This window comes from Algoriphagus boritolerans DSM 17298 = JCM 18970 (genome assembly GCF_900108085.1).
GTDB classification, from domain to species: domain Bacteria; phylum Bacteroidota; class Bacteroidia; order Cytophagales; family Cyclobacteriaceae; genus Algoriphagus; species Algoriphagus boritolerans.
On the sequence record NZ_FNVR01000004.1, the window covers coordinates 125,364 to 144,930 of the forward strand.

Sequence of the window (19,567 nt, forward strand, 5' to 3'; positions counted from 1 at the left end):
ATTAAAATTTAACCAAAAATTTATGAAAAAATTAATTATAATATCATTACTCGCATTTTCACCTATGGTTTCTTTCGCTCAGCATGAACATCATCAAGCTCAAGAAACCATTGTCAAAGCCAAAAGTCCACGTACATCCACTATGGCAATGATTGGAGACAACCATATACATATAGACTATGGTTCGCCAAGCGTAAGGGGGCGAGTTATATGGAATGGTCTGGTCGCTTATGGACAAGTTTGGGCAACTGGTGCTCACAAAGCTACGTGGATTGAATTTTCGGAAGATGTAACTATCAACAATCAACTAATTGCTAAAGGAAAGTATGGGTTTTTTACCATTCCCAATGAAGAGGAGTGGATACTTATACTTAGTAAAGATTGGGATATGCATTTGGCGGATGATTACAATTCGGAGAACGATCTGATGAGGATAAAAGTCCAGCCAAAAAAGAATGATAATCTCACTGAATCCTTACAATATCAGGTAGTTAAAACAAATGAAAGCCAAGGCAAAATAGAGATAAGTTGGGAGTTTGTGAGCGTTTCGTTTGATTTCAAAAACGCTGAGAAGTGAGAAAATATACGTGTCCGATGCACCTTCAGGTGCTTAAAGACGAACCCGGAAAATGCCCTATTTGTGGGATGGACTTGGTGCCTTTTGGAAATAATTCAGAACATTCCCATCATGAAAATGCAGCCCAAAACCATCCAAACCATTCCCAAAAAGACTATAACAAACACGAAGGGCATCAAACAAGTGATTTCATCAAACGGTTCTGGGTAAGTTTAATTCTTACCATTCCCATCTTGCTGCTATCTCATATGATACAGCAATGGCTAGGATTCAGCATTGCCTTCCCAGGAGATAGGTACGTATTAATGGCATTGGGTACCGCCATTTATATTTATGGCGGGATGCCATTTTTAAAAGGAATGGTTGGCGAAATAAAATCCAAAGCCATCGGGATGATGACCTTGGTCGCTCTGGCTATTTCGGTGGCATACTTCTACAGTATGGCTGTGGCTCTTGGATTTCCCGGCATGGATTTCTTTTGGGAGCTTGCCACTTTGATTGTCATTATGCTCCTGGGACATTGGCTGGAGATGCGTTCCCAAATGGCCGCCTCAAAAGCATTACAGTCTTTGGTGGCATTACTGCCAAATGATGTGACTATTGAACGCAATGGTGAAGCGGTTAAAATAAAGTTGGATGAACTTGTTAATGACGATACGGTAATCATAAAGCCGGGCGAAAAAATTGCCGCTGATGGATTGGTAATTGAAGGCTCTTCATCTGTGAACGAAAGTATGCTCACCGGCGAAAGTGTCCCTGTGAAAAAACAAGAGGAAGCGAAAGTAATTGCAGGCTCCATAAATGGTGATGGCGTTTTAAAGATCAAAGCTACGGGGGTCGGAAAAGACAGCTATCTCAATAAGGTAATCAGTTTGGTGCAGGATGCTCAGGCAGCAAAATCCAACACCCAAAATCTTGCAGATCGGGTTGCCAAATGGCTGACCTTTATTGCAATCGCTGTTGGAGTCGGGACTTTTGTTTTTTGGTATAGCAACAGTGGCGATTTAGCCTTTGCATTAGAAAGAATGGTAACGGTAATGGTTACCGCTTGCCCACATGCTTTGGGGGTTGCTATCCCATTAGTAGTTGCTATTTCTACAACCCTTTCTGCCACAAATGGCCTCTTAATCAGGAATAGGACTGCTTTTGAAACCACCAGGAAATTATCCGTAATCATTTTTGACAAAACCGGAACACTTACGCAAGGATCTCACAGGGTCCAAAAAACGATTCCGCTGACAGATAAATATACTGGGGATGATATCATCCAATACGCAGCAGCAGTCCAGCAAAATTCAGAACACCATATTGCAAAAGGTGTACTCCAAACTCTAAAAGACAAAAATCTTGAGTTGTGGAAATCTGAGAATTTCCAGTTGATGCAGGGAATTGGTGTATCTGGAAACGTTAAGGGTAAGTCTGTGGTAGCGGCCGGACCAAATTATTTCAAAGATAAGAGCTTAGCCTATCCTGAAATCCCAAAGGATATCAATCAAGATGCCGAAACAGTGAACTTTTTGCTAATTGACGAGGAAGTCGTTGGCATTATTACCCTTGCGGATACCATTCGGGAAGGGTCGCAACAAGCGATCAATAAATTAAAGGCAATGAACATCAAATCGTTTTTGCTTACTGGCGATAATGAAAAGATAGCAGCGGCAGTAAGTAATGAGTTGGGAATGGACGGTTATTTTGCCAATGTGCTACCCCACACTAAACAAGAGAAGATAAAGGAATTCCAAACCAAAGGTGAAATTGTAGCAATGACGGGAGATGGGGTAAATGATGCTCCTGCATTGGCACAGGCAGATGTGGGAATAGCTGTGGGTTCTGGTACCGATGTTGCCGCTGAAACTGCTGATATCATTCTGGTAAATAGTGACCCAAGAGATGTCGCAAAAATGATAGATTTTGGAAAACGCACTTATCAGAAAATGATACAGAACCTTATTTGGGCGGTAGGATATAATATTATCGCTATTCCCCTTGCCGCAGGTGTGCTCTATCCAAACTTTGTATTAAGCCCTGCTTTGGGTGCAGTGTTAATGAGTGCCAGTACTATTGTAGTAGCTGTTAATGCAAGCCTATTAAAACTAAATAATTCGATTTCCTAATCTGATGAAAAATAATATTTATAAGAAGTTGTTGCTAGTAGGTGTTGTGCTATTGGTAACCAACTCGCTTTTCGCGCAAAAGGTAGTGCGATACGACCTGTATGTAAAGGATACCCTTGTCAATTTTTCAGGCAAGGAAAAACGGGCCATTGCTGTTAACGGACAAATACCAATGCCAACACTTACTTTCACAGAAGGTGATACAGCAGAAATTTATGTACATAACCAACTCAATGAAAGCACCTCTTTACATTGGCACGGCTTGTTTTTACCCAACAAGGAAGATGGTGTTCCTTTTCTGACACAAATGCCTATTGAACCAGGCACAACACACAAATATACCTTTCCAATTATCCAGCATGGTACACATTGGTATCATAGCCATAGCGGACTGCAAGAACAAATAGGAATGTATGGCTCCATGATACTGAAAAAGCGGAATGATGACCCAACCTTCAGAAAAGGCATTGACGATTTGCCGACCGTCCCCATTATTTTAAGCGAATGGACAGACTACAAACCCGAAAATGTCCACCGGATGTTGCACAATGCTTCCGATTGGTTTGCCATCAAAAAAGGAACCACTCAAAGTTATGCCGAAGCCATCCGAGAAGGTCATTTTAAAACCAAGCTCACCAACGAATGGAAACGAATGTTGGCAATGGATGTAAGTGATATTTATTATGATAAATTTCTAATAAACGGCATAAATGAAAGCCAATTATCCCAATTCAAAGCAGGGGATAGAGTACGGTTGCAAATCTCAAATGGTGGTGCTTCCTCCTACTTTTGGCTCACTTATGCAGGCGGAAAAATGGCTGTTATAGCCAATGACGGCAACGATGTGGATCCTGTGGAAGTAGACAGGTTGATTATTGGCGTGTCGGAAACCTATGATGTCATCGTAACTATCCCCGCTGAAAATACTTCCTATGAGTTTCTTGCCACAGCAGAGGACAGAACCAAATCAGCTTCTATTTACATCGGTTCGGGCATCAAACAATTGGTCAGTCCATTGCCCAAATTGAAATATTTTGAAGGCATGAAGATGATGAACGATATGATGAAGATGAGTGGCGATATGAACGATATGGGAATGAATATGAGCCTTCAGCAAATGGATATGAACACGGTTATGTATCCCGAAATTTCAGGCGAAAGTAAGCCGATGAAAATGGATGAAATGCCAGAAATGGATATGGAGAATAGTGACCATTCTAAGCACGGTTCAGGTAATTCGGATATTGTAACCCTCAATTATGCGATGCTAAAATCACCAACCAACACTACACTTCCGGCAGATGCGCCCGTTAGAGAATTGAAATTTGAACTGACAGGCAACATGAACCGATATGTGTGGAGTATGGACAATAAAGTGCTTGCAGAATCCGATAAAATTTTGATAAAGAAAGGAGAGATTGTAAGAATCACAATGTTCAACAACTCCATGATGCGTCATCCCATGCACTTGCACGGACATGATTTTAGGGTGATCAACGGGCAAGGGGAGTACGCTCCGCTCAAAAACGTAATGGATATTATGCCAATGGAAACCAACGTAATTGAGTTTGAAGCCAATGTTGAGGGTGATTGGTTCTTTCATTGTCACATTCTGTATCATATGATGGCAGGGATGAACCGGGTTTTCAGTTATGAAGAGCAAGAACCAAATCCCCTGTTGCCTGACAAAAATTGGGCTTACAAAAAATTGCAAAAAGAAAGCAACCAATTACACTTTATGGCTCAAAATGACTTTGCTACCAATGGCAATGACGGTATGGCAATGCTACAAAATGCCCGTTGGAGTTTTGGCGCGGAATGGCGTTTAGGGTACAATGATGAGCACGGTTATGAAAGTGAAACGCACGTAGGCAGGTATCTTGGAAGAATGCAATGGCTAATGCCTTTTGTCGGTTTTGATTGGCGTTACCGAAAGTTAGGCCACGACGAAGTAGAGCAAAACATTTTTGGACAGAAAAGTACCAAAGACAACCGCACCCAATTCAGTGTAGGAGTTGCCTATACCTTACCCTTGTTATTTATTCTACAAACCGAAGTTTACCAAGACGGCAATGTCAGAGTTCAATTGAGACGAGAGGACATACCTGTATCAAAAAGATTCAGAGCAAACATTATGGTAAATACTGACAAAGAATACATGGTCGGATTGAACTATATAGCAGGCAAAAACATCGGATTTAGAACTCATTATGATAGTGATATGGGATTTGGAGTAGGCTTTGGTTTGAATTATTAATACCAACTTAAAAGACATACACATTGCCAAGTCGGAACTGACGCCGTGGAATCCAAAATTCAGAAAAGAGTATGGCTTCCGAAAAGCAGGTTAATAACAAGAACAGTAAAAACAACCGAGTCACAATTTTATAGGTAAAGTGGTCAAAAGTAGTTGGTGATTTCACCAAGAAATTCCTTAAAATTTCGGGAAGGTTAGAAGAGGACGTAAGCTCTGCTGAGGAGCAACTTACCTCCAATAAAATCTGCCAAGTGGAATGGAAGGGCTTCGATTTCGGAGTCCTTTTTCTTGTTTCATTCTTCTTCTATGGCTAAGAAAACTTTTTTTTCTTGCATTTCTGAAGAACAGATATCGCCTCAAAAAGCTTTTCTATTTCGAGTAAAGAGTTGAATTATCTAGTGGAATTACTCGCTGTAGCTATTTTTTCTTTTAGCTGTTCCTCAGAGGATGAGACTCCAAATCTTGTTGAAAAATCAGTGACCATCGAAGTTGAAATGGATGGGAATTACGCTGACTATTTGGTGACCTTCTCGGTTCATCGTATGCTGAGCGGCACATTTACTTTTTTCGCTCCGGTGTTGGATCAGCCGACCGAACTCAACTGGGCTCAAGTGATCGAACAAGGCAATACTTATACGCTTTCTTTTGAGCCAGAAGTCCCAACTATTTCAGCTACTTCTTCAGCTCCGATCCATAGCTTAGGCCTAGTTTTCAATGCCGTTCACTTGGGAGGAGAAACCGATGATTCTTTCCAGCCACTTTCAGCGACCGTTAATGTTCTGGCAGATGGTGATGTTTATCCACAATTTGAATATGAAGCTATGTCTCCTGGAGAAGTTTCAGTACCCCTTGCTGAGGAAATTACCCTTCAATAATAGAAGGAGCCCTTCATTTCGAACAATTACTTAAGTTTATGTCAGAAACTTAATACACCCCTATGAGTATCAAAAAAGTAGTAGAAATGCCTTGAATTTTGCAGTAATGTTTGGATCCAACCGACAACAATAAATTATGCAGAAAACAACATTCAAAATATCAAAGATGGACTGCCCATCCGAAGAGCAAATGATACGGATGAAACTTGCCGACTTGACAAACATCAACTTGTTGGACTTTGATATACCTAACAGACAATTGACCGTTTATCACACCGAAAATCACGACCAAATTTTTAAGCGACTTGACAATTTAAAGTTTGATACTTCAATTATTGACACTGTTTCGGCAGACAATTATTCAGAAACAACCGATAACACTGACAGAGAAAGAAGATTGCTTTGGCAGGTTTTAGCCATTAACTTTTTCTTTTTTGCACTTGAACTTACGACAGGTTTCATTTCAAACTCAATGGGACTTGTTGCCGACAGTTTAGATATGCTTGCCGACAGCATTGTTTACGGACTTGCACTTTTTGCAGTTGGTGGGACAATGACACGAAAAAAGAACATTGCAAAATCGGCAGGTTACTTTCAATTAACACTTGCAATATTTGGTTTTATGGAAGTAATCAGACGATTTGTTGGACTTGAACCAGTTCCTGTTTTTCAGACAATGATAATTATTTCAATTCTTGCTCTTATTGGCAACGGACTTTGTTTGTATTTACTGCAAAAAAGTAAAAGCAAAGATGCACATATGCAAGCAAGTATGATTTTTACATCCAATGATGTAATTGTAAATCTTGGAGTAATTGTAGCTGGAGGACTTGTATACTTGACAAACTCAAAATATCCCGACCTTATTGTTGGGACACTTGTGTTTTTCATTGTCGGACAAGGAGCTTTTAAAATTTTAAAACTTTCAAAATGACGGACGGCAGAAGAACCACTACTGCTAAAACATAGGTTTGTCAACAGGTGGTTGAATTGCAAATTTCACCCACAGCACCATATTGAACCTCATGGATATTTAGGAGAGACTAACCACAAACGGGGAACTTTCAACTAGCCTCAAACGGAACTTCAAAGATGGGAAAGAGAGATTCTTCATAGTAGAGGGAGAACTCCTCATTTCCAACAATTCCCTAATTTTAAATCAGAAACTTAACACACCCCTATGAGTATCATGAAAGTAGTACAAAATGCCTTGAGCCTTCTTGATAAGGCAGATGATGGAATAGTTCTGATGAACATGTATAATGAAGTGGTGCACCCTGCTGATGCAGCGTTCAAAGGTCAAGTGGTCTATCCCTACAATGCCAAATCCTTTATAGGGGAGTCGTTTCGGCAGAACGGAATTGATCTTGCCGATAAAGATCTGAGATTTATGTTGATGAAGCTTTTGCTGTCCTTTGAGCAAATGGAAGCCAACAAGGTTAGAAAAGGAAAGGTGAAGGAATTATTGAAGGAAAACGCCTTCCATGATTTTGGTAAACTGATGTAGGTTCCGGTTTGGAACAGAACAGAAGGTTTCTGTCGAAGGCTGGGTCTCAATATTTGATGGCAATAGACTTCCAAATCGTAGTTTTCCTAGCCTTGTCAAACGAGTAAACGATGCCCTAGTCCGGTTTTATCCAATTGTATGCACAAAGGTCGGACAGCCTGTCAGTTTCAAAAAATTGGGGCTTCCAGCAGAATTTCCTAAAAACAGGGTTTCCTACTGACTGCCTCCCAGTTTTTAAATTCTAATTTTTTCTCACTTTCCCGGCCATCCTATATGACCTGCATAAATTTTAACTAAAACCAAAATACTATGGCATTCTCAAAAAAGTACATCGGTAAAGGAAAGCAAGTTGAAAACATGGATATCGTGGAAGTGAGCCTGAATATGGCTGAGCTTCAAAACCACACCTTCGAATATGAAGGAGAAACCTTCGTGAAGTTCAATGTCGCGAAGCTCAAAGAACCAGATCAATACGGAAAAACCCACACGGTTTACGTTTCCGTCAAAGAACCGGATTCGGTAGAATCTTGAAAAAAGCCCTCCGGGGCTTTTTTTCTTTTTAGCTTATCTCAAAAAACGAGATAATCCCGATAATTCTCTATTTTTAGTCTCTGACGAATTTCAGGAATGAACCGGATCAAAGAAGTACTTGAGCAAAAGGGGATTACCCAAACTTGGCTGGCGGAGCAGTTGGGCAAAAGCTACAATATGGTCAATGGCTATGTCCAAAATCGGCACCAACCACGATTGGAGGTACTTTTTGAAATTGCCAGAATCTTGGGCGTGGACCCGAAAGAACTCATCAAGTCTAGCCAAAATTTGTAAACCCAGCTTTAATTTAAACCAATGCCTACACTACACTGGATAGGAAAGGAAAAAGTAATCAATCACCACCTAGACGTGCCTTTTAAGGTACTGGAGCATAGCTATGGATTTGATAACGGAACACTGACCAGCACCGAAACGCAAAGTGGAAACAAGATAATCCATGGGGACAACCTGGAAGCCCTCAAAGCCCTACTGCCAGAGTATGAAGGTCAAATCAAGTGCATCTATATCGATCCACCTTACAATACAGGAAAAGATGAGTGGAAGTATAACGATAGAGTTGATCATCCCCGAATTAAATCTTGGTTTGATAAAATTGTAGGAAAAGAAGGCGAAGATTTAAGTCGTCATGACAAATGGTTGTGCATGATATACCCTAGGCTAGTTTTACTTCATAAATTATTGAAAGATGAGGGGGTTTTGTTGGTGTCAATCGATAATAATGAGTTGTATAGTTTGAAGATTGTCCTAGACGAAATCTTTGGCCCATTTAATCTAGTTGGAAATATTATTTGGAAGAATGCTACAGATAATAATCCAACACAAATAGCGAATGAACATGAATATATTCTGTGCTATTCTAAAAAGAAGACAGAATTAGCTCCAGAATGGAAATCTCCCAACCTTGATGTGAAGGAAAAACTTTTAAATATTGGGAAAGAGTTTGTTGAAAGATATTCTGATCCAGAGGAACTGCAAATTGAATACACGAAATGGTTTAGAGAAAATAAGCAGTTTTTATGGCCATTTGAAGATTACAAGTTCATTGATAGTGGTGGCGTTTACACTGGAAGTAGAAGTGTGCACAACCCTGGAAAAGAAGGGTATAGATATGATGTAATTCATCCTATAACTAAAAAGCCTTGTAAGCAGCCGTTAATGGGGTACAGGTTCCCTGAATCTACTTTAAATGAACTAATAGATAGAAAGAGAATAATTTTTGGAGAGGACGAATCAAAAATTATTGAGCTAAAGTTGTATGCGTTCGACTATCGCGCAAAACTTTCTAGTGTTATTGAGTTAGATGGAAGAAAGGGGGCTAACACAATTAAGGACGTTTTTGAAACAACAAACACTCCATTCAAAAACCCTAAAACAACTGAGTTAATTGAAGAGATCTTGAGTTTTACTACTTCAAAAGATGATGTTGTTTTAGACTCCTTTTCTGGCTCTGGCACTACTGCCCATGCAGTACTTAATCTCAACAAACAAGATGGGGGCAACCGGAGATTTATCTGCATAGAAATGGAAGATTATGCGGAGACAATTACCGCGGAGCGGGTGAAGCGTGTAATCAATGGCTACGGCGAAGACAAAAAGGAGGTAGAAGGCACAGGAGGGAGTTTCGATTTCTACGAATTAGGCCAGTCACTATTTGATGAGGATGGAAATCTCAATGAATCTGTAGGGCTGACAAAAATCCGAAACTATGTGTGGTACACTGAAACTAAAACACCCTTGAAGGAAGAGAGGCAGGAGGACAATGCCCATTTTCTTGGGAAGCATAACGATACCTCCTACTATTTCTACTACGAATCAGAGGCCATCACTACACTGGATCATAGCTTCCTGGCAAGCATCAAGACCAAAGCTGAACAATATGTGATCTACGCCGATAATTGTTTGCTCACCAAAGAATTTATGGTGAAGCATCATTTAATTTTTAAGAAGATACCTAGAGACATTACCAGATTCTAAGCATGAGTGAACAACAAAATAATTTCTTGCTCTATACCGCACCTTCTGGAGAAGTGCGAGTGCAGGTTTACCTTCAGGATGAAAGTGTTTGGTTGACACAAAAGGCAATGAGTGAGCTTTTTGGAGTCAATGTGCCAGCAATTAGTAAGCACCTGACCAATATTTTTGAAGAGGGTGAGCTTCAGGAAAATTCAGTTATTTCCATTTTGGAAACAACTGCTTCGGACGGGAAAAACTACAAAACTAATTTTTATAACCTGGACGCTATTATTTCAGTCGGGTACCGCGTCAATTCATCCAAAGCAACTCAGTTCAGGATTTGGGCGACCCAAACCTTAAAAGAATTTATCATCAAAGGGTTTGTGTTGGATGATGAGCGATTAAAGCAAGGAACTACCGCTTTTGGTAAGGACTATTTTAAGGAGTTGCTCCGAAGGGTTCGTTCTATCCGTGCAAGTGAGCGGAGGATATACCAGCAGGTGACAGACATTTTTGCAGAATGCAGCATCGATTATGATCCTAAGTCGGAGATCACCAAGAATTTTTATGCGATGGTTCAGAATAAATTTCATTTTGCCATCACGGGTAAGACGGCCGCTGAAATTATTCATCTCTCAGCTGACGCCAAAAAAGAAAACATGGGCCTGACCACTTGGAAAAATAGCCCCGATGGCCGAGTGTTAAAGTCGGATGTGATCATCGCCAAGAATTACCTTCAGGAAAAAGAGATCCAACAATTGGAAAGAACCGTGACAGGATATTTCGATTACATCGAAGGGCTGATTGAGCGAGAGAATACCTTTACCATGGAAGGCTTGGCGGAAAGCGTCAACAAGTTTTTGACTTTTAATGAATATAGAGTCCTTTCCGGAAAAGGCCGGATTTCTAAACTTCAGGCAGACAAAAAAGCGGTAAAGGAATATGATGAGTTTAACAAAACGCAAAAAATCATCTCTGACTTTGACAAAGAAGTGAAAAAATTGAAGAAGAAGTAATGGAACTGAAGCCCTATCAACAAGAAGTCATCAATGATTTGTCTCTATTCTTGGAGAGCGTGCAAGAAACCAAGGACACCGCCTTGGCATTTCATAATTTTTGGTCAGCTCATCCAAAAACGCCATTGATGCCTTTTCCTGGAACAGCCATTGAACCTTACAAAAACAATGTGCCTCGGGTACCTCATATTTGTCTGAAAGTACCCACCGCAGGAGGGAAGACTTTTATTGCCTGCAATGCCATCAAGACTATTTTTGATGCATTTAACTATGACAAGCCAAAAGCTGTGGTGTGGCTGGTTCCCTCCATTACCATTTTGGAACAGACCATCAAAAATCTTAAAGATCCATCTCACCCCTATAGACAAAAAATCAATTCTCACTTTGGAAACAAAGTTGAGGTTTTTGATAAATCAACCCTGCTTCAGGGTAGCGGATTCAATGCAACCTCGGTGAAGGAGCAATTGAACATAATGGTGTTTAGCTTCGATAGTTTAAAGGCCAAAAACAAAGAAGACAGAAAGGTTTTTCAGGAAAATGGAAACCTCCAATCTTTTGAGAGCTTCCTGGAAAAGAATGATGAGATCACGCTGGGGGCGGTTATAAAATACCTTAATCCGGTGGTTGTGGTAGATGAAAGTCACAACGCAGAAAGTGATCTGAGTGTGGATATGCTTAAGGAAATCAATCCTTGCTTTATCCTGGACCTAACTGCTACACCTCGCAAAAACAGCAACATCATTAGCTTCATAGATGCACTGGATCTGAAGAAGGAGAATATGGTGAAGCTTCCGGTGATTGTGTATAATCATCAGGATAAGACTGAAGTGATCAACTCTTCCCTGCAGCTTCAGAGGCGACTTGAGAAACAGGCACTGGATGAAGAGAAAAACGGAGGGAAATACATTCGACCGATTGTGCTTTTTCAAGCCCAACCGCGAAATGCTGATGATAACACAACTTTCGAAAAACTGAAAGAGAAGCTTATCGAGTTGAAAATTCCAGAAGAGCAAATCAAAATCAAGACGGCCAATCTAAATGAATTAAAGAATATCGACTTGATGAGTCGAGACTGTGAAGTACGATTCATCATTACGGTAAATGCACTTAAAGAAGGCTGGGACTGTCCCTTTGCCTATATTTTGGCTTCTTTGGCAGACAAGAGTTCGGCGGTGGACGTGGAGCAGATTTTGGGGCGAGTTTTGAGACAGCCCTATGTAATGAAGCACAAATTCCCCTTGCTTAATGTGAGTTATGTTTTGACCGCATCTTCCAGATTTTTAGAGACACTAGACAACATTGTAAAGGGGCTGAACAAGGCGGGATTTAGTGATAAAGATTATAAGTTGGCTGATTCCACTGCCGTGGAACCTGCTAGACCGGCAGATCCTTTACAACAGCTTACCTTAATTCCATCTCTTGGTGTGACTCAAAATCAGCCGGAATCAGATGAGGATATCACTTCAGATATTGATGTGTCAAGAATTTCAGTTTCTGACGATTATCCAGAAGTGGAATCGGTATCTGAAATAGAAAACACGGCGATTGAACAAAATGAAGCTTTTGAAAAAGCAGTCTCTGAAATGGAATCCAGTGGTATTCCAGTATTGCCCAACGAAATCCAAAAATTGGTGAAAAGATATACGATAAAAGAGGTTTTTAAAGATGAGGTGGAGAAAGTAAACCTCCCTCAGTTCTATCTCAAGGTGCCTTCCAACGATTTATTCAGTTCAGGCTTAGAAGAGCTTCCATTAGAAAAGGAAAACTTATTGGAAGGCTTTGCTTTGAGTAAAGCAGATACCAACATCGCTTTTGACACCATCACTTCAGAGCTTTACAAGGTAGATTTGGATGAGACTAAAAAGGAACATACACCAACTTTTGTTCGCTTGGATGGAATAGTCAAAGAAAGTGTCATGACCTTTCTACTTGATCCAGCTAGAAAAGAGAGTAGGATTAAGAATTTTACAAGGAGGATCATGGATTTGATTGGGAACATGTATCCTATTGCTGACAAGGAAATAGAGAAATATATCAACCGGATCTTAGAGGACTTTACTGATGAGCAGTTTTCTGCTTTCGCGAACAACGAATACACCTATAAGGATAAAATAAAGCAAAAAATTACCGCGCTTTCTGAATCCTACGCTGAACAAAAATTCAAGGACTTTTTGGATACGGATAAGGTCTTCATCAAATCATCCTACTCACTGCCCAAAAGCATATCGCCTGGGGATACGGCCAAGGATATCACCAAATCTCTGTATGAGAAAGAAGGAAAGATGAATGGTTTTGAAGAGCAGGTAATCAATGAAATCGGAAACATGAGCAATATCGCATTTTGGTCACGCAATATTGACAGAAAAGGCTTCCGGATTAATGGCTTTATAAACCACTATCCTGATTTTATCATCCAAACGAAAAGCGGTAAGACTGTCCTATTGGAGACAAAAGGAGACCATTTGGATGCTGAACAAAAAATCCGATTAGGCGCGTTTTGGGCAAGTAAAGCGGGAAATAATTTCCGGTATTTTATGGTCTATGAAAGACGTACGGTAGATGGGGCTTACAAGCTTGAGGACTTTCTGAAAATAATTAAGGATATCTAGGCAAAGTCCCTAAAAGCCGAGTCCTAGACTTCGAGGACAAAATCCAATACCGGCAATTTTCTAAGTATTGGTCGGACGGTTAAGTTGATGAAGGAGATTGATGTGGCGGGTAACGATTTGGTATAAAGTAGGAATGAATAAATAAGTAAGCAATTATAAATAAATATGAAAAAGCTCATTTTCTTTTGGCTGACATTATCATGTCTTTCAGCTCATGCCCAAGAAAGATTTTCAAACGTACAGTTTCAAGGCGCGAGGAAGCAGATTTTAGAAGCTTTTGAAAAAAATGTTTATGTCTCTGGGAAACTAACTTCTGGAGAAACAATAAAATCTTCCTGTTCTGGTGGATCATGTTCTATTGTAATCGAATATAATGGTAGATCCGTTGAACAACCTATTGGGGATGATATTTCCCAACTAACAATCTATGAGTATGACTTTTCGGGTGATGGGGATTCTGAGATTGTTGTGATTAACGATTTTATGGACACTTCTTTCCTTTTTGTATTTAGTTATTCAAAGGGGTTGATTCAGAAAATATTTCAATATGAAGTTTCATATTATAAAACGGAGATAATGAAGGATTATATTATCTATTACTTGCCAAGTGGACCTGAAAACATTTGGCATTATTATCAAGGAGGTTTCTGGGAATTGAATCCAATGGAAATTGAGTGGTAGCCTTTCAAGGTAATTAAGGCCCAAAGTCCGATGCCTCGATTTCAAAAACATCATTCATTATTAAATAATTATCAAAGCCATTACCGAGATGGATAGTACGTTGAAGGAAATTGATGGAGTTAAAAATTTACCAATATGAATAGAAATCAAATTCAAAGAATTTTAAAGAAAAATGGCCTTCAAGGAGATTCTTTGGTTGATGTTTGGTACTCAGATCATTCGAAAGCAAGAGATCTTTTGGATAGAATAATTCCTGGATATGGCCAAAAAATCGAGAAGCAGATTAGATGGGAGACTGAACCCGGGATAAAGGCGCTAGAAATAATCAAATCAAAAATTAATATTCTTCAAAAAGAAACAGCTGCTCAAAATTCTGAAAGAGTTCGAAGTGGAGATTATCAAATAGAAAAAACTATAATCGATTTTAATCAAATTTTAATTGATGGAATTTCCATAAGTCAATTTATGTATACCAACATTCCTCATACCTACAGTACTGGAGGTTGGATGGATTTATTAGGTATACCATTGAAATGGATTCGATTGCAAAATTGCATAATACGGAATGCTCAACTTTCTTGTGGGATATTTGATAATTCTGAATTTTATAATGTCGAGTTTCTGAACTGTAATCTTAATGATTGCTCATTTAAAAACTGTAGAATTGGCTTCATTAGATTTGGAGATCAATCTGGCTCTTTCACAAATGCTGATTTGAATAATGCTTTTGTAAATGCTATAGATTTTTCATCTAAGATGTGGGGAGGGGCAAAAATTAATGAGATCTCGTATTTTGGTTTATTGAAAATCTCAATTTTCGGAGAAAATAGTTTTAGTAAATACAATAACTATACTTCATTTTCTGCCTGTAATGTGTCAGTAGATAGCGAGCAAGAACCATATAAGGAATTATCCGAATATGTTATATGGTTTCAAAATACAATTAGTAAATTTTCAAAAATCTCAAGTGAACCTAGAATTTTTCCTCGGGAATTACACAGAATGAAAAATGTTTTACTGGCATTTTCAACAAAAAATTGGAGTTCTATTTCTGCTATTTTCTTTTCTGCTGCATTGATAGTTTTAACTTTTTCTTTTTCATTTCTTTTTTTGAAAGAAAATTTCTTGAATATTTCTAGTTTTGGCGATTCAATTAATTTTAGTGTCCAAATTTTTACTGGTCTAGGTTATGCTGATATTAAGCCTGATCTAACAAAAGGTTCCTTAGGGAACACAATTGTTTCAATAGAAAATATAGTTGGATATATTTGGATTTCACTTACTCTTGTGGTTATCGGAAGGAAGATTTTAAAATAGAGAGCTATATTAATAAGAAAAATTAAGATTGGATTTGGGATTTAATTTGGGAATCTTGAAGAAATGAAACTCTTTTTGGAAATCAGTTTCATTTTTCTTTCATTCTTAATTGAATCCCCTCCATTTGAAAGTATTTCGTTAGTCCGATACCTAGACCAATCCCGCCTAGAACCCCTAAAAATGTAAGACCTTTATTTAGAATATTATCTTCTTCAAGATTCATTTTTTCCTGAATCATTATTATAAGGCTGATTGAGAAAACAAAAATTGATATTCCAAAAAGCCATTTTGTCCAGAAAATTAGTGGTTGTATTCTCGAATTGAATATATTGTTCCCAGCAAGAGTTTTTGATTCATCATCAATATATTTTTTAGTGGTATCATATTTTAGATTGACTTTTCTCCAAAGAAAAGAAAATATAAGCGTACATAGAAACGATATTAAATAGCCCATTTTGAGAATATTATTTAGTAATGTAATTTCGATTAGTGGTTTTTGACCTATTATTAAATTAATAATACCCCTTTATCTTTTAAAATGCAATTCCTTATTCTTCCTTTTGCTTACGATTTCGAGGATGAAATCAACTTTGGATTAAATTCTTTTCTATTTCTGAAAAAAGAAGAAAAGTTTCAAAGTACTCGGTAATCTCTGTGAAGGGAGGCATTTGCTTTTGAATTTTTTCAAGAATTGTGCCTGAAATCCACCGTATCATTCTATTGCTAAATCTACAATTATTTCCAAGAAGAGAATTTACATTGCTTAAAAGCAGTCTAGGATAGCTCAATTCCCCCCGTTTCGCCCACTCCTTTCGTTCCGATTCATTCGTGCCATTTTCCAAATGACAGCTCTTTTCTCTCCACTCTAGGAAAGGGCTTTCACTCCCCACGGCTACCGCTTCATTCCACTTACCCTTCTCCCGAGTCCCGGCAAGCCTGGGACTCGGGAAGGCCGTTTTGTGAAGCCGTAGCATGAGCCTCCTCCCCAAGTGCAAGCGATTAACCAATAAAGCCGTCAAGTTATCGGACAGATAACTGCGCACCATCAAAACAACTGACTGTCACACAAGAACCTGGGAAAAATTCTACTCAGAAAATAAAGTTTTTATCATAAAAGATATATGTTAGATCAGTCTAACTTATTACTTTTACCATTCTAATAATAAGAATGTGAAGAAGCTGATTCTGATACTACTAGGCTGTCTGGCCTTCGCCTGTGAAAATATCATTCCCGAGCCACCGGCAGTGGATGAAATTCTAGACGGCCCAATTGATGGGCTAAACTCAAGCGAGCAAGCCCGATTTCTGGCCGGGGATTTTGCCTTCAATGATGAGGTATTTTCCTCCGGAACAGGTCTGGGGCCTACATTTGTGGCTACTTCCTGTGGTAGTTGCCATGCTGGTGATGGAAAAGGCCATCCGTTTACTACACTGACACGCTTTGGTCAGACGGCTCCAAATACGCCTCCCAACCTGCTTATCGGAGGTCCTCAACTCCAAAATAGAGCTATACCAGGATACACACCGGAAATACTTCCGGAAGGAACACCATTTATGAAGCTAACCCCACCTGCCGTCACGGGCTTGGGTTTGCTGTCAGCCCTTACAGATGAGCAGATCCTGACTAATGCAGACCCTTATGATCTTGATGGAGACGGAATTTCCGGGGTGCCCAACTATGTAAATCCTCCCGCTTATTTTGTTCCTAAGTGGTTTCATCAAGATGCAAATGGGCGCTATATGGGGCGCTTTGGCAAAAAGGCAGCTACCATCGATCTGCTCCAGCAGACCGTATCAGCGTACAACCAGGACATGGGCATCACTTCTACATTTGAACCAGTTGACCCTTTTTCAGGATTGGAAGTGGATCCGGAAGTGAGCGACCAGACCGTCAGGGATGTGGTTTTTTACCTCCGTACACTAAAAGCACCTATCCAGCGCTCACAAAATGACCAACAAATAATTCAGGGTAAGACTTTGTTTTCCCAAATCCAATGTGGGGATTGCCACACCCCAGAATGGACCACCCCAACCTCTGATATTGTAGCTTTGTCCAATAAAACCTTTTTTCCCTATACAGACCTGTTGTTGCATGATATGGGGCCGGGATTGGATGACGGTGTAACCGAAGGCTCTGCTGAAACTTTCGAATGGCGGACACCTCCCCTTTGGGGTTTGGGTCTTTCTCCAAATTCCCAAGGAGGCAGCTACTTTCTCATGCACGATGGCCGGGCCAGCAGCATTGAGGAGGCAATTTTACTGCACGGAGGTGAGGCAAATAGCAGCCGTACCAAGTTTGAGTCGCTATCTGCCGAAGATAGAACTGCTTTGATCCGTTTTCTTGAATCCTTATAATCTTCCAAATCCATGAATAGAAATGAGTTTATCAAAACCTGTGGATGGGGGTGCTTTGGCATCATGACGGGAATTTCCGGCTTAACATCCTGTGCGGGCACCAGGTATTTTCAGGCTAGCCTTGAAGGGGATTATATGATTGTTCCGCTGGATGCATTCGTGAATTCGAAGGATGATCAATCCAGCTTCCGGCCAAGTGTGATAGCGCATCACGAATCACTTCAATATCCGATTGCGGTTTTCCGGCTGTCTGAAACAGAATACCAAGCCTTATGGATGCGGTGCACCCATCAAGGCACAGAACTTCAGGTTTTTGGCGACAGGCTCCAATGCCCGGCCCATGGTAGTGAATTCACCAATACCGGTATGGTGCAAAACGGCCCGGCAGACGACCCCTTGCGAACCTTTCCGGTTCGGATTGAAGCAAACACCTTGAAGATCGACTTGAAATGAAAAAATATTTATTCCTTCCAGTCTTCTTGTTTGCCTTGGTTGCAAATGCCCAGATTGACAGTACGCTGTTAAAAAGAGTACCAGTCGATACTTCATATACCAGAGCCATGAACATGGATGCAGTGTACAACCGTCCTTTTCTTCAGATAGGGAATTTACCGGCTTCCATTGGCGGGTACGTAGAGGCCGATTATCAATACATGGGCCAAGATGGGATCACTGAGGGCCACAGTTTTCGTATCCCCCGCTTTACGCTCTTTGTCGCCTCTTCGATTCACAGGAAAATCAAGTTCCTCTCTGAGATTGAGTTGGAGGAAGGTGGAAAACAAATATCCATCGAATTTGCTGCATTGGATTTAACTTTTCATCCACTACTAAACCTCCGAGGTGGAGTGGTAATGAATCCCATCGGGGCATTCAACCAAAATCATGACGGTCCAAAATGGGAATTTGTGGATCGGCCAATTGCCATGACAGAAATGCTGCCAGCCACCTGGAGCAATGTCGGATTTGGTCTGTATGGTAAATATTATTCAAAGGCCTGGGCTTTTGGGTATGAAGCTTACCTGACCAATGGCTTCGACAACAGTATCATCAGCAATAATCAAAACAAAACTTTCCTCCCGGCAGCAAAAGAAAATGCCCTGCGCTTTGAGGAAAGCAGTAATGGGCAACCCTTGTTTACGGGCAAAATAGCAGTCAGAAACAACAAGGTGGGAGAAATAGGACTTTCCTACATGGGGGGGATTTATAACCGATTTGAGGAAGATGGTCTCGTTTTGGATGCCAAAAGACGCCTGGACGTATTAGCGGTGGATTTCAATACTACCATTTCGGCAACAAAGACTTATTTGGTTGGCGAATGGGCCTGGGTACTGGTTGATGTACCGGAGACTTATAGTCAGCAATATGGTGAACGGCAAAAGGGAGGGTTCGTAGACATTGTACAACCTATCCTGAGAGGAAAACTGGCAGGTTTTGATAAAGCAGTGTTCAGTCTGGCCTGCCGACTGGAATATGTGGACTGGAACGTGGGAAGTTTCGAGGAAACCGGAGGAAATATTTCTGATGATTTGTGGGCAGTAGTTCCGGCAATCAGTTTCAGGCCGGTATCACAAACCGTCATCCGACTTAACTACCGGTACATGCAACAACAGGATATCTTGGGAAATCCACCGGCTAAAATCGGGGGAGTGCAATTTGGGTTATCAAGCTACTTTTAACTGCATTGTATTCCAAAGGGGTAATTTCAGTATTTAAGGCTTTGCTTAAATAAGTTCCACTCCATACCTTTGTTAAGC

17 protein-coding genes are annotated in these 19,567 nt (G+C 40.1%); 16 read left to right on the top strand and 1 reads right to left on the bottom strand.

Features of this window, described 5'->3' with window-relative positions:
* Positions 1-22: 22 nt before the first annotated feature.
* The 13 genes from C4S61_RS05800 (at position 23) to C4S61_RS05860 (ending at position 15,458) form a co-directional block, all read left to right on the top strand.
* Positions 23-577 (top strand): DUF2911 domain-containing protein, encoded by a 555-nt coding sequence (locus tag C4S61_RS05800; protein ID WP_103923831.1) that lies wholly within the window; start codon positions 23-25, stop codon positions 575-577.
* Positions 574-2,691, top strand: coding sequence for a copper-translocating P-type ATPase (locus C4S61_RS05805; RefSeq protein ID WP_103923832.1), 2,118 nt, complete (start codon positions 574-576; stop codon positions 2,689-2,691). The genes C4S61_RS05800 and C4S61_RS05805 overlap by 4 nt, the downstream gene beginning before the upstream one ends.
* Before the next feature lie 4 nt (positions 2,692-2,695).
* Positions 2,696-4,948: a multicopper oxidase domain-containing protein gene (locus C4S61_RS05810; protein ID WP_103923833.1), complete on the top strand. Its 2,253-nt coding sequence runs from the start codon at positions 2,696-2,698 to the stop codon at positions 4,946-4,948.
* A 386-nt stretch (positions 4,949-5,334) separates the two neighbouring features.
* On the top strand, positions 5,335-5,823 hold the full coding sequence (locus tag C4S61_RS05815) for a hypothetical protein (protein ID WP_103923834.1): 489 nt from the start codon (positions 5,335-5,337) through the stop codon (positions 5,821-5,823).
* A 136-nt stretch (positions 5,824-5,959) separates the two neighbouring features.
* A complete protein-coding gene (locus C4S61_RS05820; RefSeq protein ID WP_103923835.1) occupies positions 5,960-6,757 on the top strand; it encodes a cation diffusion facilitator family transporter in 798 nt (265 codons plus the stop codon).
* Between the two features lie 255 nt (positions 6,758-7,012).
* Complete coding sequence (locus tag C4S61_RS05825; RefSeq protein WP_146064348.1) at positions 7,013-7,330, top strand: hypothetical protein; 318 nt, start codon at positions 7,013-7,015, stop codon at positions 7,328-7,330.
* Between the two features lie 309 nt (positions 7,331-7,639).
* Positions 7,640-7,861 (top strand): hypothetical protein, encoded by a 222-nt coding sequence (locus C4S61_RS05830; protein WP_103923837.1) that lies wholly within the window; start codon positions 7,640-7,642, stop codon positions 7,859-7,861.
* Positions 7,862-7,957: 96 nt separating this feature from the next.
* On the top strand, positions 7,958-8,155 hold the full coding sequence (locus C4S61_RS05835; protein WP_103923838.1) for a helix-turn-helix domain-containing protein: 198 nt from the start codon (positions 7,958-7,960) through the stop codon (positions 8,153-8,155).
* Between the two features lie 21 nt (positions 8,156-8,176).
* Positions 8,177-9,856 carry a site-specific DNA-methyltransferase gene (locus C4S61_RS05840; RefSeq protein ID WP_103923839.1) on the top strand — a complete coding sequence of 560 codons (1,680 nt, stop codon included), beginning with the start codon at positions 8,177-8,179 and terminating at the stop codon, positions 9,854-9,856.
* A gap of 2 nt (positions 9,857-9,858) precedes the next feature.
* Positions 9,859-10,851: a virulence RhuM family protein gene (locus C4S61_RS05845; RefSeq protein WP_103923840.1), complete on the top strand. Its 993-nt coding sequence runs from the start codon at positions 9,859-9,861 to the stop codon at positions 10,849-10,851.
* Complete coding sequence (locus C4S61_RS05850) at positions 10,851-13,460, top strand: DEAD/DEAH box helicase (protein ID WP_103923841.1); 2,610 nt, start codon at positions 10,851-10,853, stop codon at positions 13,458-13,460. The genes C4S61_RS05845 and C4S61_RS05850 overlap by 1 nt, the downstream gene beginning before the upstream one ends.
* 165 nt (positions 13,461-13,625) lie before the next feature.
* Complete coding sequence (locus C4S61_RS05855; protein WP_103923842.1) at positions 13,626-14,141, top strand: hypothetical protein; 516 nt, start codon at positions 13,626-13,628, stop codon at positions 14,139-14,141.
* Between the two features lie 135 nt (positions 14,142-14,276).
* Positions 14,277-15,458 carry a pentapeptide repeat-containing protein gene (locus tag C4S61_RS05860; RefSeq protein ID WP_103923843.1) on the top strand — a complete coding sequence of 394 codons (1,182 nt, stop codon included), beginning with the start codon at positions 14,277-14,279 and terminating at the stop codon, positions 15,456-15,458.
* Between the two features lie 88 nt (positions 15,459-15,546).
* On the opposite strand, the gene C4S61_RS05865 is transcribed toward C4S61_RS05860, so the two are convergent.
* A complete protein-coding gene (locus C4S61_RS05865) occupies positions 15,547-15,912 on the bottom strand; it encodes a hypothetical protein (RefSeq protein ID WP_103923844.1) in 366 nt (121 codons plus the stop codon).
* Positions 15,913-16,628: 716 nt separating this feature from the next.
* On the opposite strand from C4S61_RS05865, the gene C4S61_RS05875 reads away from it, so the two are divergent.
* The 3 genes from C4S61_RS05875 to C4S61_RS05885 are packed head-to-tail and all read left to right on the top strand — an operon-like array spanning position 16,629 to position 19,489.
* Positions 16,629-17,813: a di-heme oxidoredictase family protein gene (locus C4S61_RS05875; protein WP_103923846.1), complete on the top strand. Its 1,185-nt coding sequence runs from the start codon at positions 16,629-16,631 to the stop codon at positions 17,811-17,813.
* A 12-nt stretch (positions 17,814-17,825) separates the two neighbouring features.
* A complete protein-coding gene (locus C4S61_RS05880) occupies positions 17,826-18,266 on the top strand; it encodes a Rieske (2Fe-2S) protein (RefSeq protein WP_103923847.1) in 441 nt (146 codons plus the stop codon).
* Positions 18,263-19,489 (top strand): hypothetical protein, encoded by a 1,227-nt coding sequence (locus tag C4S61_RS05885; protein WP_103923848.1) that lies wholly within the window; start codon positions 18,263-18,265, stop codon positions 19,487-19,489. Before C4S61_RS05880 ends, C4S61_RS05885 begins: the two co-directional genes overlap by 4 nt.
* Positions 19,490-19,567 lie beyond the last annotated feature (78 nt).

Bases quoted from the DNA above. Each gene is read 5' to 3' on its own strand.
- C4S61_RS05800 (WP_103923831.1), top strand. From the start codon at position 23: ATGAAAAAATTAATTATAATATCATTACTCGCATTTTCACCTATGGTT.
- C4S61_RS05810 (WP_103923833.1), top strand. From the start codon at position 2,696: ATGAAAAATAATATTTATAAGAAGTTGTTGCTAGTAGGTGTTGTGCTA.
- C4S61_RS05820 (WP_103923835.1), top strand. From the start codon at position 5,960: ATGCAGAAAACAACATTCAAAATATCAAAGATGGACTGCCCATCCGAA.
- C4S61_RS05825 (WP_146064348.1), top strand. From the start codon at position 7,013: ATGAAAGTAGTACAAAATGCCTTGAGCCTTCTTGATAAGGCAGATGAT.
- C4S61_RS05830 (WP_103923837.1), top strand. From the start codon at position 7,640: ATGGCATTCTCAAAAAAGTACATCGGTAAAGGAAAGCAAGTTGAAAAC.
- C4S61_RS05835 (WP_103923838.1), top strand. From the start codon at position 7,958: ATGAACCGGATCAAAGAAGTACTTGAGCAAAAGGGGATTACCCAAACT.
- C4S61_RS05840 (WP_103923839.1), top strand. From the start codon at position 8,177: ATGCCTACACTACACTGGATAGGAAAGGAAAAAGTAATCAATCACCAC.
- C4S61_RS05845 (WP_103923840.1), top strand. From the start codon at position 9,859: ATGAGTGAACAACAAAATAATTTCTTGCTCTATACCGCACCTTCTGGA.
- C4S61_RS05850 (WP_103923841.1), top strand. From the start codon at position 10,851: ATGGAACTGAAGCCCTATCAACAAGAAGTCATCAATGATTTGTCTCTA.
- C4S61_RS05855 (WP_103923842.1), top strand. From the start codon at position 13,626: ATGAAAAAGCTCATTTTCTTTTGGCTGACATTATCATGTCTTTCAGCT.
- C4S61_RS05860 (WP_103923843.1), top strand. From the start codon at position 14,277: ATGAATAGAAATCAAATTCAAAGAATTTTAAAGAAAAATGGCCTTCAA.
- C4S61_RS05865 (WP_103923844.1), bottom strand. From the start codon at position 15,912: ATGGGCTATTTAATATCGTTTCTATGTACGCTTATATTTTCTTTTCTT.
- C4S61_RS05880 (WP_103923847.1), top strand. From the start codon at position 17,826: ATGAATAGAAATGAGTTTATCAAAACCTGTGGATGGGGGTGCTTTGGC.
- C4S61_RS05885 (WP_103923848.1), top strand. From the start codon at position 18,263: ATGAAAAAATATTTATTCCTTCCAGTCTTCTTGTTTGCCTTGGTTGCA.